Source organism: Pseudoduganella lurida (assembly GCF_007830455.1).
GTDB classification, from domain to species: Bacteria; Pseudomonadota; Gammaproteobacteria; order Burkholderiales; family Burkholderiaceae_D; genus Rugamonas; species Rugamonas lurida.
The window spans coordinates 57,432-75,260 of record NZ_VLLB01000002.1 but is presented as its reverse complement, the minus strand read 5'-3'; the positions used below and the strand labels follow the sequence as shown (position 1 = coordinate 75,260).

The window sequence follows — 17,829 nt, the reverse complement described above, 5'->3', positions numbered from 1 at the left end:
CGGCGGTGACGGGATGCCGCAGCTTGCCGGACCAGCCGCCATGCGTCTGTTAGCGTTCGCACAATCCCGAGGCGCGTACACGTCAACGCAGCCGGCGCCGAGTGCCCGCCAGCGAGGCGGACAGTCGGCGCCGGAAAGGCGCACCGCGCCGGCGGCGCTTACTGCTTGTTCAGCAGCGAGTGGTGGCGCGCGTAGGTGAAGTACACCACCAGGCCGAGTGCCAGCCAGACGCCGAAGGCGATCCAGGTGGTCAGGGACAGGTAGGCCATCAGCACGAAGCAGAACGCCACGGCCAGCAGGGGGATCACCGGCACGCCCGGGCAGCGGAAGGCGCGGTGCAGGTCCGGACGCTTCTTGCGCAGCACGATCACGGCGATCGAGACGAGCGAGAACGCGGCCAGCGTGCCGATGTTGATCAGCTCCGTCAGCACGTCCAGCGGCACCAGCGCGGCCAGCAGGCCGAACACCACGCCCACGATCCAGGTGGCCAGGTAGGGCGTGCCGTGTTTCGGGTGGATCGAGGACAGGCGCTTCGGCAGCAGGCCGTCGCGCGACATGGCGAAGATGATGCGGGTCTGGCCGTAGGCCATCACCAGGATCACGGTGGTCATGCCGAGGATGGCGCCCAGGTCGACGAAGCCGGCCACCCAGTTCTCGCCGGCGTACTTCAGCGCCAGCGAGACGGGATGGTCGACGCCCTTGAACTGCGCGTAGGGCACGATGCCCGTCATGATGGCCGAGACGATCACGTACAGGATGGTGCAGCCGGCCAGCGAGCCGATGATGCCGATCGGCAGGTCGCGCTCGGGTCGCTTGACTTCCTCGGCGGCGGACGTGACGGCATCGAAGCCGATGAAGGCAAAGAACACGATGGCCGCGGCGGACAGCACGCCGGTGTGACCATACGGCATGAACGGCTGCCAGTTGGCCGGCTCGACGTGGCGCGCGCCGACGACGATGAACAGCAGCACGACGGCCACCTTGATCGCCACCATCACGTTGTTCAGGCGGGCCGATTCGCGCATGCCCCACGACAGCATCGCCGTCAGCACGATCATGATCAGGAAGGCCGGCAGGTTGAAGTAGGTGACCGCGCCCGGCACGGCGCCCGGTGCGGCCGTCAGCGCCGTCGGCAGGTGCAGGCCGAAGCCGGAGATCAGCGACTGGAAATAGCCGGACCAGCCGACCGACACGGCGGACGTGGCCAGGCCGTATTCCAGCATCAGGTCCCAGCCGATCATCCAGGCGACCAGTTCGCCCAGCGTGGCATAGCTGTAGGTATAGATGGAGCCAGCGACCGGCACGGTGGAGGCGAACTCCGCGTAGCACATGGCGGCGAAGCCGCAGGCGAGGGCGGCGATGATGAACGACAGCGTCAGCGCCGGGCCGGCGGTCAGGGCGCCGGTGCCCGTCAGCACGAAGATGCCGGTGCCGACGATGGCGCCGATCCCCATCAGGATCAGGTCGAACGGACCCAGGACTTTTTTCAACCCGCCAGGCTTGCGGGCGGCCGCAACCATGTCGTCGAGGTTTTTGGTTCTGAAAATGCTCACTGCTTCTCCAATGGTGTGGGTTCGTCTCCGGCGCCGCGCGTGCCGGATAGGCCGCAGCGGTTCTTTCGGTCCGGCAAGCTGGCTTGCCGCCGCCGCATACTAGCACACAGGGAGTAGGGTGAAAATGGCAAGGCCGAGGCTGCTGCTACCGGCTTTGCGGGCTTGCCCTTGCGGCAAGCCGGGTGAAATTAATACAAGGGAAGAGAAGGGGACCGAACTGGCGCGACCGGGATCAGTGCAGCAAGCGACCGCGGCTGTCGACATAGCGCGGCGCTTCGGCCATGCGGTCCAGGCGGGCCTGCACCAGGCGGTGCCAGGCATCCACCCACTTCGATGCTGCTTCGCTCTCTTCGGCGGAACGGGCGTACAGCGTGCGTTCCACGGCGCGTTGCTGGCGTTGCAGGGCGTAAGACACTTTGAAGATGCTGTTCATAAGTCGCTGTCGTTCCGTTGGCTGGCGTGATTGCCTTGAGACGTATTCTCGCCAATCGGGTCCGTTTTGAATGTGCGCCATTTCACGTAGGACTGAGATTACATGGCGATATGTTCCTGTACTACATAGCGTCCTACCCTTGTCCGACTGTCAGGAATGAGGGGAAGCAATACAGTGGAGGAAATGACAACAGCACACAGGATAACGAAAATGTTCAAGACCATCCAGACCCTCCAGAACGACAACGCCACGCTGCCAGCCACCCTGATCCCGGTGACGAAAGCGCCACGCAAGCTGGTGCCACAGGGCATGAGCGTGACCGGCCTGCAGCAGAACGAACTGCTGCGCGCCCTGCCGATGGCGGAACTGGAGCGCCTGATGGACGACCTGGAACTCGTTGCCCTGCCAGCCGGCAAGCATCTGTACGACTTCGGCGACAAGGTGGAATACAGCTACTTCCCGACCACCGCCATCGTCTCCCTGCAATATGTCAACGAAGACGGCATCACGACCGAGATCGCCGTGGTCGGCCGCGAAGGCGTTGCCGGCATCACCATGTATAAAGGCGAGCGCGCCAGCAACACGGCTGTCGTGCAGGCCCCGGGCTACGGCTACCGCATGCGCACCGATGCGCTGCGCGCCCTGTTCGGCGAAGGCGGCATGCTGGCCCAGCAGCTGATGCGCTATACCAGCTGCCTGTTTGCCCAGCTGGCCCAGAACGTGGTGTCGAGCCGCCACAGCAGCATCGAGCAGAAGCTGTGCCGCTGGCTGCTGGAACGCCTGGACCGCTCCCCATCGAACGAACTGAAGGTGACCCAGGAAATGATCGCCAACCTGCTGGGTGTGCGCCGCGAAAGCATCACCGCAGCCGCCGGCAAGCTGGCCACCGACGGCCTGATCCAGTGCCGCCGCGGCATGATCGTGGTGCTGGACCGCGAGAGCCTGGAGCGCTATGCCGGCGCCTGCTACTTCGCCGCGCGCGGTACCGCGCAGATGCTGCAGAGCAGCCACTAATCAATAGGCGCGAATCGACAACCGCAGCCAATCGCCGGCGCCACTCGGCGCCGGTGACGGGTGCGCACCGGTGTCTGGTACCCCTGGAGAGACGAACCTCCGGCGGATGCCGAACACCGGTTTTTTTTGCGCATGCAGGTTGGTGACGCATCATGATCCCGGCGCAGCCCCCTGGCTGGTGCCTGACACCCGTTGCGACATGAACGTTAGGGGCGGGTGCCTGATACCGGTTTTAGTTGGGCGAGTCCATCTGCTTCGGCATGCGGCCAGCCTTCAGGCACCTCCCGCCGGATGAGACGCCCGGCGCCGGATGTCGGACACCAGTGCTCGGCGGCCACTGGTGATCTGCATGCGGCTATTCCTCGCCGCGCGGCCGGATGCTCCCGCGTCCCGCTTCCTTGGCCAGGTACATCTGCCGGTCCGCCTCGCGCAGCAGGTCGGCCGGCGTCGTCGCATGGTCCGGCGCGTTGGCGGCGATGCCGATGCTGGCGCCGACCTGGGCGGTGCGGCCGGCCACTTCCACCGGTTCCGACAGCGCCGCGATCAGCTTGCGCGCCACGCTGCGTGCTTCCACCAATGTATACGGCACCCCTTCGAGCAGCACGATGAACTCGTCGCCGGCCAGGCGCACCACGCTGTCGTTCTGCCGCACGGTGGCGCGCAGGCGGCGGGCCACGTGGCGCAGGAGCTCGTCGCCGGCGTCGTGGCCGAGGCGGTCGTTGACGGCCTTGAAACCGTCCAGGTCGATGAACAGCAGGGCAAAACCGAGGCCGTGGCGCTGGCTGCGCGCCTGCGCCTGGGGCAGCAGCTCGCCGAGCGCGCGGCGGTTCAGCAGCCCCGTCAGCGGATCGTGGCGGATATCGTGCTCGCGCTGCACCTCCTCGGCCTTGCGGTCCGAGATATCGTGCAGGAAGGCGGAAAACGACAGATGGCCGTCGATCTCGTTGGCATGCACGCGCACTTCCACCGTCAATCCGCTGCCATCCTTGCGCACGGCCGGCAGTTCCAGGCGGCGCGCCAGCGTGCCGCCATCGCGCGTGGCCCGGAAACGCGTGATGCCCAGGCGGTCCTCGGCGCACAGATCCGGCGGCATGATCAGCTCGGGGAGGGTGCGCCCGGCCGCTTCGCCCGGCGTCCACTGGAAGGTGCGTTCGGCCTGGCGGTTCCAGGCGATCACGCGGCCGGCCTCGTCGAGCCCGATATACGCGTCGTTGGCGAATTCGAGCACGCTGGACAGTTCCGCCTCGCGTGCCCGCAGCGCCTGCTCGGCCTGTTCCTGCCGGGCGATCGCCTGCTTGAGGTGCTGGTTGGCCGCCACCAGCTCGCAGGTGCGTTCTTCCACGCGCGCTTCCAGCTGCATGTGCAGCGTGGCCAGCTCCTGGTCGGCCATCTTGTGGTCCTGGATGTCGATCACGGCGATGATGAAATACTCCGGCCGCCCGTCCTCGGCCGCCTTCATGCTGACGTTGGTGTGCACCCAGACCGTGGCGCCATCCTTCCTGATATAGCGCTTCTGCCGCTCGAACTGCGTGATCCGGCCCGCGACCAGTTCGCGCAGCGCCGCCGTGTCGCCGGCCACGTCGTCCGGATGGGTGATGTCGCGGTAGGTGCGGCTGCGGAATTCCGCTTCCGTGTAGCCCAGGATCGCGCAGGCCGCCGCGTTCACGGCCAGCCAGTTGCCATGCGCGTCGGTGAGCGCCATGCCCACGCTGGCCAGCTCGAAGATAGCGCGCAGCCGCGCCTCGGTGCCGCGCATCGCCGCATCGACGTTGCGCAGGTCGAACCGGGCCTCGGCCAGCTGTTCGCGGCGGTGGATCTCGTCGGCGATGATGCCGGCCAGGTCCTGCAGCGCCTGCAGGTCGGCCGCCTCCAGCGTGTGCGGCCGCGTGTCGATGGCGCACAGCGTGCCGAGCGCGTGGCCCTCCTGGCTGCGCACCGGCACGCCGGCGTAGAAGCGCACGTTCATCTCGCCGCGCACCAGCGGGTTGTCGGCAAAGCGGGGATCGAGCCGGGCGTCGTTCACGACCAGCGGCTCGTCGTGGATGATGGCGTGCGTGCAGAACGAGATGTCGCGCGGGCTTTCCAGCACGTCCAGCCCCACGCGGGACTTGAACCACTGCCGCTCCGTGTCGACCAGCGAGAACAGCGTGATCGGCGTGCCCAGCAGCCGGCTGGCCAGCCGCGTCACGCGGTCGAACACGGCCTCGGGCGGCGTGTCGAGCAATGCCAGCGCGTGCAGCAGGGCGATGCGCCCGGCTTCATCGGCGGGCAGGGACGCTTGCGAAGGAATACGGTCGGTCATGCCTCATTGTAACGGGGCAGGCGGCGCGGTGGCGCCCCGCGTGCGGCGTGGCGCGCTGCCTTCCCCCGGCGCCGCCAGCACCCGCAGGATCAGCGCGGGCGGCACGCCGTGCCGGGCCAGGAAGGCCCAGGCGATCGTGGCGCCGCAGTCGGCATCGAAGCCGATTCCCTGGTCGATCAAGGCGGCCAGTGCGGCATCCGTGCGGCGTTCCCCGCCGGCGCCGCCACCATCCTGTTCCATGCTTCCTCCGCTGTCGTCATGACAGCATGGATCGCTTGCAACCGGCTAGTCAAGCACATCCCATTCGGGCGCCCCCAATGAGGCCGGCCAGCCACGGCGGCGCGGCCGTTCTACGTACCGGGCTGGTCGGCGTCAGGGCCCGCACCGCGGCGCAGGGTGTCGCGGTACGCGCTGGGTGTCGTGCCCATGCGGTCGCGGAAGGCGGTGGAAAAATTGCCCGGCGAGCTGAAACCGACCAGTTCGGCAATATCGCGCACCTCCATGGCCGTCTCCTTGAGCAGGGCGACGGCGCGGCTGATGCGGAGCTCGCGCACATATTCGAAGACGCTCACGCCCAGCTGCTGCCGGAACAGCCCGTTGAGCCGTTCGCGGTAGGTGCCGACGCGGCGGGCGATCTCCGTCAGGCCGGGCAGCTGCGCCAGGTTGTCGGCGATCACCCGCTGCGCGGCCGTCACCAGCACCAGGTCCGGATCGGTACGGCCCGGTTCGGCCGGCGCCACCTCCGCAGCGGCGCGGGGCCGGCCCAGGGCCAGGTGGATGCGGATGCGCGCCACCAGTTCCTCGCCCGTGAACGGCTTGCCCACATAATCGACACCGCCGGCACTCAGCCCTGTCACCCGCTCGGCCGGCGTGTCGGCGCTGGACAGGAAGATCACGGGAATCGCCTGCGTTGCGGCATTCGCCTTCAGCAGCCGGCAGCAGGCGATGCCGTCCAGGTCCGGCATGCGCACATCCATCAGGATCAGGTCCGGCCGCGTGGCCAGCGCCAGTTCGTAGCCCTGGGTGCCGGTCGATGCCACGTCGACTTCGTAGCCGTGGTCGGTCAGCAGGTCGACCAGCATGCGCTGTTCGAAGCGCGCGTCATCCACGACAAGGATGGTGGGCGGGGTGCTGGCAGACGTCATGGTGCTCCAGGCAGGTGGCGGGAGGAATCGCCCGCATTGTTAAAAATAAAAGGCGTCATATCGAGCGTGCTCATAGTGCGCTGTTGCGTATTATGCCCATGGCAGAAAATATTTTTTCACATTTCTCCGCGATCAGAAGCACTTTCGCCTCGGGCAAAATCAGTAAAATCAGTAATCGTACATAATTCACTCACACATTGGCACAAGGCAACAAAACTTGCCCGCCTCGACCGACCTTTCTGTGACTGGAGAAATCATGTTCAACGTCCAAGCCCGCCGCGCCCTGATCGCCGCAACCATCGCTGCCACCACCCTGGCAGCCTTCCCTGGCCAGGCCGCTGTCTACAGCAACGGCAACAAGCCTGCCACGTTCGACGTGACGATGGGCATCATTGCCGACTGCACGATTTCTGCAGCCGCCATGAACTTCGGCGCCGCCCGCGGCGTGCTGGCCACCGCCGTGAATGCCACGTCGAACATCACCGTCACCTGCACCAACACCACGCCGTTCAACCTGGGCCTGGACCAGGGCACGGGCACCGGTTCCTCCGGCACCGACCGCTACCTGACGGGCACCGGCGCGAGCCCGGCCTCGGTCAAGTTCAACCTGCTGCAGGCCAGCGGCGGCGCCCAGTGGGGCAACACCCAGGGCACCGACACGCTCGGCGGCACCGGTACCGGCGTGCAGCAGACGCTGACCGTGTACGGCGAGATCCCGGCCCAGGCCTCGCCCCGTCCGGACACCTACAAATCGACCATTACCGCGACCGTCTACTTCTGATGCGAACCATCCGCCCCGTCGTCCTAGCTTGTGCATTTGCCTGCGCACTGACCAGCGCCGGGGCGGGTGCCGCCAGTCTGCAGATCTCGCCCGTGTCCATCGCCTTCAAGGCGGGGCAGGGCGCGGCCGCGATCTCCCTGCAAAACCAGGGCGACACCCCCGTTTACGGCCAGGTGCGCGCGTACGCGTGGAGCCAGCGCGACGGCGAGGACGTGCTGGTCGAGACGACCGATGTCGTCGTCAGCCCGCCGATCATCGAAGTGGCGCCCCGTGCGACGCAGATGATCCGCCTGATCCTCAAGTCGAACGCGCCGAGCAATGTCGAACGCAGCTACCGCCTGCTGGTGGACGAGATTCCCCGCGGCGGCAGCGAAGCGTCCGGGGTGGACATCCGCCTGCGCTATTCGGTGCCGGTGTTCGTGGCGCCGAGCGGCGACGCGGCGCCCGTGCTGGCGTGGACACTGTACCGCCAGGGCAACACCGCCAATGGCGCGTGGATGATGCGCGTGTCGAACACCGGCCGCATCCATGCGCAGCTGGGGGCGACGGCGCTGCGCAATGCGGCCGGCACGGATTTCGAGCTCAGCAAGGGCCTGTTCGGCTATGTGCTGCCCGGCCAGCAGCGCGTGTGGAAGCTGCCGCTGGCGCAGGATGCCAAACTACAAGGGCAGGTGACGGTGCAGTCCACCGTCAACGCGCGGCCGGAGACGGCCGACGCGGCAACACCGTAATGCCCGGCGCGGCAGGCCGATGAGCACCCGCGCGCTGGCCGGCCTGATGCTCGCCATGGCCGTGCTGCCCGCCGGGAAAGCGTGGGCCCAGGCCGTGCCGGCTGCCGCGCCGGCGCCCGGGCTCGGGACCGAGTTCTACCTGGAGGTGGCAGTGAACGGCGAAAGCAGCGGCAAGGTATTGCGTTTCACCCAGGGGCCGCGCGGCCTGCGCAGCACCGCGCAGAACCTGCGCGATGTCGACCTGGACCCGGCCATGTTCGGCCTGGGCGGCCAGGAAGAATTCGACCTGGCCGCCGCCAGGGGCCTCGCGCACCGCTACGACCCCGCCGCCCAGACGCTCGACCTCACGGTTGCCGCCGAGCTGCGCGCGGCCACGTCGATCGCCGCCCGCCCGATCCGCGAACTGGCCACGGCCGCCGGGGCCTCGCGCGGCGCACTCCTGAATTACCAGCTGTATGCCCAGGCGGGGCGGGGCGGCCGCACCAGCGGCATGCACGAACTGCGCCTGTTCGATGGCAACGGCGTGTTCTCGTCCAGCGGCATCGCCACGCTGCGCGGCGTCGGCCGCACCTATACCCGCCTGGATTCCTGGTGGACCCGGTCCGACCCCGTCAACCTGGAAACCGTGCAGGTCGGCGACTTCGTCAGCAATGCGCTGCCGTGGAGCCGCTCGCTGCGCATGGGCGGCATCCAGTACCGCAAGAATTTCGACCTGCGGCCGGACCTCCTGACGTATCCGGTGGCGGCGCTGAGCGGCACGGCCGTGGTGCCCACCGCCGTCAGCCTGTATGTGAACGGCATGCAGCAGCTGACGACGGAGGTACCGAGCGGCCCGTTCACCATCGGCCAGATCGCCGGCCTGAACGGCGCCGGCCAGGCCAGCATCGTCACGCGCGACGCGCTGGGCCGCACCGTCTCCACCACCCTGCCGCTGTATGTCGACACCCGCCTGATGGCGAAGGATCTGACCGATTTCTCCGTCGAGGCCGGCGTGCTGCGGCGCGATTACGGCCTGCGCTCGTTCAGCTATGCGCACACGCCGTCGTTCAGCGCGTCGGCCCGGCGCGGCATCACCGATACCTGGACGGTGGAGGGGCACGCCGAAGCGGGCCGCGGCCTCGTCAACCTGGGCGGCGGCAGCCTGCTGCGGCTCGGCAATATCGGCGTGGTCAACGGTTCCCTGGCGGCCAGCGCCGGGCGCAGCCGCGGCGTGCAGGGCAGCGTTGGCTACCAGTACATTTCGTCGCGCTTTTCCGTCGATGCGCAGACCGTGCGCGCCAGCCGCCGCTATGCCGACCTGGCCAGCGGCGAGGGCACGCCGCCCGCCACCCGCACCGACCGCGTGAGCCTGAACCTGGCGCTGCCGCTGGGGCAGACGGCCGGCATCAGCTATGTTGCCTACCAGGTGCCCGGCCAGGACCCGGGCCGCATTGCCGCACTGGCCTGGTCCGCCGCGCTGCCGCGAGGTACCTATGCCAGCCTCAGCGCCTTCAAGGACCTGGACAAGCCGGCCGCGCGCGGCCTGTCCTTCAGTCTCAGCATGTCGTTCGGCGAGCGCACCTCGGCCAGTGCCACGGCCGGGCGGCAGCAGGGCCTGCGCAACCGCAACCTGTCGCTGGTGCGGTCGGCCGATTATGGCGGCGGTTTCGGCTGGGCGCTGCAGGGCGGCGGCGTGGAAGAGAACCGCTACGCGCAGGCCCAAGTGCAGTACCTGGGCAGCGCCGGCCAGGCCACGCTGATCGGCCAGCGCAATGGCGACGTGAACGCACTGGCGCTCGATGCCAGTGGCGCCCTCGTCATCATGGACGGCACGTTCGCGCCGGCGCGCCAGGTGGGTGCCGGCTTCGCGCTGGTGTCCACCGGCCTGCCGGACGTGCCGGTGGTGCATGAAAACCGCCCGCTGGGCCGCACCAACGGCGGCGGCTACCTGCTGGTGCCGAACCTGATCCCGTTCACCAACAACCAGCTGTCGATCGACACCACCGAGCTGCCGGTCGACGTGCGCGTGCCCAGCACCAGCCTGACGGCCGTGCCGCAGCGGCTTGCCGGCGTGCTGGTGCGCTTCCCGGTCGAGAAATACGTGGCCGCGACCGTCATCCTGCGCGGCACCGACGGCAAGCCGCTGCCGGTCGGCACGCCGGTGCACGATCCCGCATCGGGCCGCACCACGCTGGTCGGCTACGACGGCATGGTGTTCGTCGAGGACCTGCAAGAAAACAACCGCCTCCAGGTGGGCAGCGGCGCCGCCGCCTGTGAAGTCCGATTCACGATCAAGCCCGAACAGGGTGCACTGCCGACCATCGGTCCGCTGGTGTGCCGTCCGGCAGGAAACCCGCCATGAAACTCCCATTCCGTTATCTCTTCCTCTCCCTGCTGGCGCTGCTGCTGTTCTGCGGCGCAGCGCGCGCCGACAGCTGCACCGCCGCCATGACCGACGTCAACTTCGGCACCGTCAGCCCGGTGGCCGGCGGCGACTACTACGCCAACGGCACGCTGACGGTCACCTGCACCTGGACGCAGCTGGGCGCGCTCGGCGCCGTGCTCAGTCCGAACGCCAGCATCTGCATCAATGCCGGCGTGGGCGGCGGCGGCACGGCCATCACGGCGCGCGCCATGGCGGCCGGCAGCGGCCGGCTGCCGTACAACCTGTTCCGCGACAGCAGCTATGCCGCCACCTCGGTGTGGGGCTCCGGCGCCGTGGCCGGGACCCAGCCGGTGGTGACGACGATCGGCGGCCTGCCCAACCTCGGTTCCCTGACCCAGACGTTCACGATCTACGGGCGCATCTCCGCGGCGGACCTGGCCGGCGTGCCCACCATCGGCGGCGCCGATACGCCGTACGTGGCCGACTTCGCCGGCTTCGGCACCGTGCAGTACGCGTTCTACGGCGTCCTGGTCCCGACGGTGGACTGCAAGACCGGCGCCAGCACGTCGTTCGCGTTCAAGGCCAAGGCCAACGTGACGAACAACTGCTACATCAGCGCCAGCCCGCTGGCCTTCGCCGCCGACACGCGCGTGCTGACCTCCGCCAAGCGCACCGTCGGTTCGCTGTCGGTGCAGTGCACGGCCAACAACCCGTACCAGATCGCGCTGAATGGCGGCATCGTTTCCGGCAATCCGGCGGCGCGGCAGATGCGCAATGCCACGACCGGTGAAAAGGTGACCTACGAAATCTCGTCCACGCTGGACGGCCCGCTGTGGGGCGACGGCACGGGCGGCACGTCGATGACGACCGGCACCGGTTCGGGCGGCATGCAGACGCTGCGCATGTACGGCCGCGTGCCGGTACAGCGCACGCCGTCGCCGGGCAGCTACAAGGACACGGTCACGGCCACGATCTATTTCTAGGACCGCCGCCGGCAGCGGTGGCCGCCAGTCCCGGCGGCCGCACCGGCGCAAAAAAGCCCGCCGACCGGCATGACCGGTGGGCGGGCTTTTTTTGCAGGCGGTTGTTGGTGCCGCGACTGCTGGTGAAATCAGAAGTAGACGACGGTCGGTTCGCCTTCGGCGCTGATGTTCGTGGAGAGGTTGGTGGCGGCGGCTGCCGGCCTGGCCTGCAGCTGGAACGGCGTATTGGCGGTGCACTCGACCTGGGCACCCTTGCCGGCGCTCTGCACGGTGCAGGCTTCGGTAACGGTGAAGCTCACCTGCATCGTTGCGCTGGCGGACTTGCCGGCCGCATTGCAGAGCAGGGGGGCACAGGCCAGGATCAGGAAAGCGATTTTCTTCATATCGTTACACGTTGTTTTGGTGTGACTGCATGGGCGGTCCGCCACGGGATTGGGTGGCGGGGTGCTGACAGCATACTGTCGCACCGCCGAAGGTGGCGCGAGATTTCGTACTATACACGAATATTGCCAACAATCAACTTCTATTTGTGTTTCGGGTGAAGGCGTCTGGCGCGCGACACACGGTGCGTTCAGTCCCGATCCGGCAACAGCTTGAAAACAACACTGCGTACCACGAAGATAAAAAATCCTTGAAGCAACCTATTGCCTATAAAGAATTTATGAGGCAACATATGCATTGTCCGCCGCCCCCAACATCCTGCCGCGCGGACAGAGTTCCCTTCCGCACCTCCGCGGGGACGCCACTCCTGGCGCATCTCACTTCCACCGGTTCCGATATCGACGCACCCCCTGGGTCCCTCGCGCTCGCCCGGTTTTTCCGTGAACTGCATTTCCCTTGGAGAACACCATGACGACCCTACATTCCCACGATGGCCTGCTGAACTACGATCCGAACCGCCTGCTGGACCACCTGATCGACCGTCTCGACCTGAAGAACGATGCCGCGCTGGCGCGCCTGCTGGAAGTGGCGCCCCCCGTGATCAGCAAGATCCGCCACTACCGCCTGGCCATCGGCGCCTCGCTGCTGATCCGCATGCATGAAGTCTCGGACATCACCATCGGCGACCTGCGCCTGCTGATGGGCGACCGCCGCGGCAAGTTCCGCGTGGCGTTCTCGCAGAACGACCTGCCGGACATGAGCCTGCACGCGGCATGACTTTCTGGTTCGTGACGTTGCAGCACAGCAACGTCACGACGCGCCAGCCGCAATTTGTTTCAGTTCCTGAGGTAAACTGGCGGTCGCCGATGCTGCTTACCCGCGTCCGCCACGTTCTTCCTTGCGAACCCCCGCCCCCGGTTCCTGCACTACTCCAGTCTGGTCAGGAAATGCCGATGTCCGTCTCGCCGGCGGCGGTTCACAGAACCCCGCACCCATCCCGATGCAACGCAGGTGCGCAATGATGCCGCATCCGGCTCCGCATCCGCTGCCCCGCCGCCGTCTCGGCACCTTCATTGCCGCCTGGCTGTCGCTGTCCGCGCTGCTGCTCACGGCTGCCCTGGTGCTGCTGCTCGGCTATCTCGCCACCGGCGAGCTGAAACGCACGATCGGCACCGGCCTGTCCGAGCGCGCCCGCTACGCGGCGCAGCAGCTCGACGCCACGATGTACGAACGCTACCGCGAAGTGCAGCTGCTGGCCGCGCGCCGCGACTTCACCGCGCCCGGCATCACGCCGGCCGAGCGCCGCCGCATCATCGAACGCCTGCAGGAAAACTATCCGCTGTATGCCTGGATCGGCCTGGCCGGGACGGACGGCAAGGTCATCGCCGCCACCGGCGGCCTGCTGGAGGGAGCCGACGTATCGAAGCGCCCGTGGTTCAGCGGCGCGCCGGCCGGCCAGCATGTGCATGACGTGCACGATGCCAAGCTGCTGGCGGCGTTGCTGCCGAAGGAGGAGGGCGCGCCGGCGCGTTTCGTCGACGTGGCGTTTCCCGTCACGGGCAGCGACGGTGCGCCGCGCGGCGTGCTGGCCGCCCACCTGAACTGGCGCTGGGCCGAGCAGATGCGCCGGCGCCTCGATGCCGCCGGCGGCGGCGACGCGCAGACGCTGATCGTCAGCCGCGACGGCAAGGTGCTGGCCGGACCGCCCGCGGCAGCCGGCACCACCGTCAGTTCCGCCATCCTGAAGGCCGTCCTCGATGGCCAGCCGCGCTATGCGGAGGAACGCTGGAACGACGGCCACGGCTACCTGATCGGCGCCGCCGCCACGCGCGGCCACGAAGGCTACCCGGGCCTCGGCTGGGTCGTGCTGACCCGCCAGGACACCGAGGCGGCCTATGCGCCGGTGCGCCGGCTGCAGTTGCAGGTATTCGGTGCCGGCTTCGTCGTGGCCCTGTGCTTCACGCTGCTGGGCTGGCGCGTGTCGCGCTACATCACCCGGCCGCTGCAGCGTGCCGCCACGCTGGCCGCCGACATCGAGCAGGGCGGCCGGCATTCGATCGACGTGCGGCAGGACGGTTTCCTGGAACTGGCCGCGCTGACGGGCGCCGTGAACGCCAGCCTGCAGCGGCTGAAGGACAAGGAACGCCAGCTCACGCTGGTGAACGCGGCGCTGGAAGAGCGCGTGGTGCAGCGCACGCAGGACCTGGAACGCTCGCTCGACACGGTGCGCCTCAGCGAGGCGCGCACCCGCGCGATCCTGGAAACCTCGCAGGATGCCTTCGTGGGCATGGACCGCCAGGGTCGCATCATCGACTGGAACCCGCGCGCCGAGCAGGTGTTCGGCTGGCGCCGCGACGAAGTACTGGGCCAGCCGTTGCAGGACGTGATCATCCCGCCCGACCTGCGCGCCGCCCACCAGGCCGGCATGGACCACTATCTGTCCGGCGGTGCGCCCCGTGTGCTGGGCCGGCGCCTGGAGATGATGGCGCTGCGCCGCGACGGCAGCCGGTTCCCTGTCGACCTGACGATCGGCGAAGTGGACGTGGCCGGCTCGCGCTCGTTCGGCGCGTTCATGAACGATATCTCGGAACGCCGCGCGATGGAGCAGGAGCTGGCCGACCGCGAACGCTTCCTGCGCGCCATCACCGACCACACCACGGTCCTGATCAGCTATGTCGACCGCGACCAGTTCTACCGCTTCGCCAACCGCCGCTACCAGACGCTGCTGGGCATCGACCCGGAGTCGATGATCGGCCGGCGCGTGGGCGACGTGGCCGGCCCGGCAATGTACGAGGAGATGCAGCCGCACATCGACCGGGTGCTGCGGGGCCAACCGGTGCACTTCGAGACCAACCTGGACCTGCCGGGCTGGCCGCGCCATTACATCTGCGACTTCATCCCCAGCCTGGCGCCGGACGGCACGGTGCTGGGCTTCCACGCCATGTGCATGGATATCACGGACCGCAAGATGGCCGAGCTGGCCCAGGCCCGCAACGAGCGCCTGGCCCAGGCGGCCAGCCGGGCGAAGAGCGAATTCGTGGCCAACATGAGCCACGAGATCCGCACGCCCATGAATGCCGTGCTGGGCCTGGCGCACCTGCTGGAAAACTCCGCGCTGGCACCGCAGCAGCGCGAGTACGTGCAGATGCTGCAGTCCTGCGGCAAGACGCTGGTGGGCATCATCAACGACGTGCTGGACTTCTCGAAGATCGAGGCGGGCCGGGTCGATATCGCGGCGCTGCCATTCCCGCTCACCGAGCTGGTCGAAGCGGCCGCCACGGCGATGCGCGCCAGCGGCAAGTCCCTGGAGCTGGTGGTGGACGTGGCGCCGGACGTGCCATCGGCGTACATCGGCGATGCGGTACGGCTGCAGCAGGTGCTGCTGAACCTGGTCGGCAATGCGCTGAAATTCACCGCCCGGGGCCAGGTGGTGCTGGCGGTCAGCCGCGTCGCCCAGCATGGCAGCACCGCCACGCTGCGCTTTGCCGTGCGCGACACGGGCATCGGCATCGCGTCGGACCAGCTGGCCCGCCTGTTCTCGCCATTCGAACAGGCCGACGCGGGCATCTCGCGCCGCTTCGGCGGCACGGGCCTGGGCCTGGCGATCGCGCGCCAGCTGACGGAACTGATGGGCGGCCGCATCGCCGTCACCAGCCGGCCGGGCGAGGGCAGCGAGTTCGTCGTGACGATCCCGCTGACCTGCGCGCCGCCCCAGGCGGCGGTCCTGCCGGGACCCGCGACGGCGCAGGAGGCGCCGCTGCGCCTGCTGGTCGTCGAACCGGCCCAGGACAGCCGCGCCAGCCTGGCCGGCGCCATCGAGGCGCTCGGCTGGATCGCCAGCTGGGCCGACACGGCGGCCGGTGCGCTGGCGGCGGCCGAGGCACCGGTCGACGCCGTGCTGGTCGATGGCGATGCCGCCACCGTGGCCGCGCTGCAGGCGGGCCTGGCGCAGCGCTGGCCCGGCTATCCGGTCACGCTGCTGCAGTTGTCCGGCGGCGCGCAGGGCCGCCAGGCCGCGCCCGGCACCACGGCGCTGGTGCGGCCCGTCACGGCGCAGAGCCTGCGGGCCGCGCTGGCCACGCTGGTGGACAGCGTGACGGCCGCGCCGCGCGCATATCCGGCCGGTCCGGCGGCACCCGCGCAGCCCGCGGCGCAGCTGGCCGGCGTGCGCATCCTGCTGGTCGAGGATAACGCGCTCAATCAACTTGTTGCAAAGGGTATACTGGAGCCCGCCGGTGCCGTGGTGACGACGGCCGACGACGGCCAGCAGGCCGTGGACCTGATGACGGCGCAGCACGAGGACAACCGACGCGACTTCGACCTGGTGCTGATGGACGTGCAAATGCCCGTCATGGACGGCTACACGGCCACGCGCATCCTGCGCACCCGCCTGGGACTGCGCCTGCCGATCGTGGCGATGAGCGCCGGCGTGACGGCGGCCGAAAAGGAACAGTGCCTGGCCGCCGGCATGAACGACTTCATTCCGAAACCGATCGACGTGGAACAGATGATGACACGCTTGCTAGAAAACCTGCGACAGGCCCCCGGCGCCGCCGCGCCCGCTCCCGCCGCGGCGCCGGCACAGCGCTTCAACGTGGAGCGCCTGGCCGCGCTGTCGGCGCGCGACCCGGCGCAGCGCCAGTCGCTGGTGACGCTGGTGGCGCGCATGGCGCGCGAGGCCCCGGCCGAACTGATGCGGGCACGCCAGAGCTTCGGCGACGGCGACGGTGCCGCTGCCGGCAAGATCCTGCATGGCCTGCGCGGCTCCGTCGGCAGCCTGGGCGCGCGCGCGTTCGCGGCCGCCACCATCGAGCTGGAGACGGCGCTGCGCGAGGCCCGTCACGACGATGCGATGCGCCTGTTCGACACCGCGTCCCGCGAACTGGAAGGCACCACGAGCGCGGCGCGTGCCTGGCTTGCCGGCCAGGAGGGCGCACCGACGCTCGTCGCCCAGCCGGACGATGTGCGGCGCTGGCTCACGTTGCTCGCGCAGCGCGACCTGGATGCCACCACCGTCTACGAATCGCTGCGCACCTCGCTGGCCGCGCTGCTGGACACGCGGCAGCAGGCCGCCGTGGCGGCCGGCATGGCGGCACTCGATTTCGACGCCGTGCTGGCCGCGCTGCCGCCCGAAGTGACGGAGGTCCGGTGATCCCGAATCCGGCCGACAGTACCATCCTGATCATCGACGACAATGCGGACACGATCCGGCTGCTGTCCGCGATGGTGCGCGACCAGGGGCGCGTCTTGTTCGCCACCAGCGGGGCGGCCGGCGTGGAACTGGCGCGGCAGCAGCGCCCGCAGCTGATCCTGCTCGATGTGGAAATGCACGGCATGGACGGCTTCGCGGTGTGCGACATGATCCGCCGCGATTCGGACCTGCGCAGCAGCGCGATCATCTTCGTCACCGCGAAATCCACGCCGGAAGCGGAGATCGCCTGCCTCGACGCGGGCGCCGTGGACTTCATTCCGAAGCCGCTCAACTCGGCCGTCGTGCAGGCGCGCGTGCGCACGCACCTGCGCCTGCAGGCCGCGCTGGCAACGTTCGATGGCCTGGCCAACCAGGACGGCATGACGGGGCTGTACAACCGCCGCTACTTCGACCGCCAGCTGGCCGTCGAATTCGCCCGCCACCGCCGCCATCAGCTGCCGCTCGGCCTGGCGCTGATCGACGTGGACGACTTCAAGCGCTTCAACGACCGCTTCGGCCACCAGCAGGGCGACAGCTGCCTGCGCCAGGTGGCCGAGGCGCTGCGCGACGGTTCGCGCCGGCCCGGCGAGATGGCGGCCCGCTACGGCGGCGAGGAATTCGTGATCCTGCTGCCGAACACGGACGCCGGCTCGCTGGAGCGCTATGGCCGGTGGCTGTGCTCGCGCATCGTGGCGCTGGACATCCCGCATCCGACCGCCACGGCCGCGCCGCACGTCACCGCCAGCATCGGCCTGTGCGCGCTGCTGCCGGGCGAGCAGGACACGCCCGAAGCCATGCTGCATGCGGCCGACATGGCGCTGTACCAGGCCAAGCGCGCCGGACGGAACCGCAGCGTGCTGGCACCGGCACCGGGGACCGGGGAATCGGAAGCGGCGCCCGATGTCGCAGAGAACGCCAGCGTCACGGGATCTGGCCCACAGCTCCGATAG

At 68.7% G+C, this 17,829-nt stretch carries 14 protein-coding genes; 8 read left to right on the top strand and 6 right to left on the bottom strand.

Translation table 11 applies throughout. The annotated features are described in order from the left end of the window. Positions 1-158: 158 nt before the first annotated feature. Together bcaP and IP91_RS07130 are read right to left on the bottom strand one after the other, a co-directional pair. Positions 159-1,553 carry a branched-chain amino acid transporter BcaP gene (gene bcaP / locus IP91_RS07135; protein ID WP_145648118.1) on the bottom strand — a complete coding sequence of 465 codons (1,395 nt, stop codon included), beginning with the start codon at positions 1,551-1,553 and terminating at the stop codon, positions 159-161. A 232-nt stretch (positions 1,554-1,785) separates the two neighbouring features. Then, positions 1,786-1,986, bottom strand: a complete 201-nt coding sequence (locus IP91_RS07130; protein ID WP_145648117.1) for a hypothetical protein — start codon at positions 1,984-1,986, stop codon at positions 1,786-1,788. A gap of 309 nt (positions 1,987-2,295) precedes the next feature. Between IP91_RS07130 and IP91_RS07125 the strand changes: the two genes are divergently transcribed. Beyond that, positions 2,296-3,000 (top strand): Crp/Fnr family transcriptional regulator, encoded by a 705-nt coding sequence (locus IP91_RS07125; protein WP_145648683.1) that lies wholly within the window; start codon positions 2,296-2,298, stop codon positions 2,998-3,000. Positions 3,001-3,355: 355 nt separating this feature from the next. Here IP91_RS07125 and IP91_RS07120 read toward each other — a convergent pair whose 3' ends face one another. The 3 genes from IP91_RS07120 to IP91_RS07110 all read right to left on the bottom strand — a co-directional run bounded on the left by IP91_RS07120 (position 3,356) and on the right by IP91_RS07110 (position 6,447). Next, a complete protein-coding gene (locus tag IP91_RS07120) occupies positions 3,356-5,302 on the bottom strand; it encodes a bifunctional diguanylate cyclase/phosphodiesterase (protein ID WP_145648116.1) in 1,947 nt (648 codons plus the stop codon). A gap of 3 nt (positions 5,303-5,305) precedes the next feature. After that, positions 5,306-5,542 (bottom strand): hypothetical protein, encoded by a 237-nt coding sequence (locus tag IP91_RS07115; protein ID WP_145648115.1) that lies wholly within the window; start codon positions 5,540-5,542, stop codon positions 5,306-5,308. A gap of 110 nt (positions 5,543-5,652) precedes the next feature. After that, positions 5,653-6,447: a response regulator transcription factor gene (locus IP91_RS07110; protein ID WP_145648114.1), complete on the bottom strand. Its 795-nt coding sequence runs from the start codon at positions 6,445-6,447 to the stop codon at positions 5,653-5,655. A 256-nt stretch (positions 6,448-6,703) separates the two neighbouring features. Here IP91_RS07110 and IP91_RS07105 point away from each other — a divergent pair, with 256 nt between their 5' ends. Genes IP91_RS07105 through IP91_RS07090 form a run of 4 tightly spaced genes read left to right on the top strand, consistent with a single transcriptional unit; the run spans position 6,704 to position 11,307 of the window. After that, positions 6,704-7,228 (top strand): Csu type fimbrial protein, encoded by a 525-nt coding sequence (locus tag IP91_RS07105; protein WP_145648113.1) that lies wholly within the window; start codon positions 6,704-6,706, stop codon positions 7,226-7,228. Next, a complete protein-coding gene (locus IP91_RS07100) occupies positions 7,228-7,959 on the top strand; it encodes a fimbrial biogenesis chaperone (RefSeq protein ID WP_145648112.1) in 732 nt (243 codons plus the stop codon). The genes IP91_RS07105 and IP91_RS07100 overlap by 1 nt, the downstream gene beginning before the upstream one ends. 19 nt (positions 7,960-7,978) lie before the next feature. Then, the gene (locus IP91_RS07095) at positions 7,979-10,300 is read left to right on the top strand and encodes a fimbria/pilus outer membrane usher protein (RefSeq protein WP_145648111.1); all 2,322 of its coding nucleotides are present in this window, start codon (positions 7,979-7,981) and stop codon (positions 10,298-10,300) included. Continuing rightward, positions 10,297-11,307: a Csu type fimbrial protein gene (locus tag IP91_RS07090; protein ID WP_145648110.1), complete on the top strand. Its 1,011-nt coding sequence runs from the start codon at positions 10,297-10,299 to the stop codon at positions 11,305-11,307. The genes IP91_RS07095 and IP91_RS07090 overlap by 4 nt, the downstream gene beginning before the upstream one ends. Positions 11,308-11,435: 128 nt before the next feature. Here the strand turns inward: IP91_RS07090 and IP91_RS07085 are convergent, their stop codons facing one another. Further along, positions 11,436-11,690, bottom strand: a complete 255-nt coding sequence (locus IP91_RS07085) for a Csu type fimbrial protein (protein ID WP_145648109.1) — start codon at positions 11,688-11,690, stop codon at positions 11,436-11,438. A 466-nt stretch (positions 11,691-12,156) separates the two neighbouring features. Here IP91_RS07085 and IP91_RS07080 point away from each other — a divergent pair, with 466 nt between their 5' ends. The 3 genes from IP91_RS07080 to IP91_RS07070 all read left to right on the top strand — a co-directional run bounded on the left by IP91_RS07080 (position 12,157) and on the right by IP91_RS07070 (position 17,829). Next, on the top strand, positions 12,157-12,465 hold the full coding sequence (locus IP91_RS07080; protein ID WP_145648108.1) for a hypothetical protein: 309 nt from the start codon (positions 12,157-12,159) through the stop codon (positions 12,463-12,465). A gap of 241 nt (positions 12,466-12,706) precedes the next feature. Next, on the top strand, positions 12,707-16,840 hold the full coding sequence (locus tag IP91_RS07075) for a PAS domain S-box protein (RefSeq protein WP_158643103.1): 4,134 nt from the start codon (positions 12,707-12,709) through the stop codon (positions 16,838-16,840). Then, entirely contained in the window at positions 16,837-17,829 is a 993-nt protein-coding gene (locus tag IP91_RS07070) for a diguanylate cyclase domain-containing protein (RefSeq protein WP_145648106.1), read from the top strand. Before IP91_RS07075 ends, IP91_RS07070 begins: the two co-directional genes overlap by 4 nt.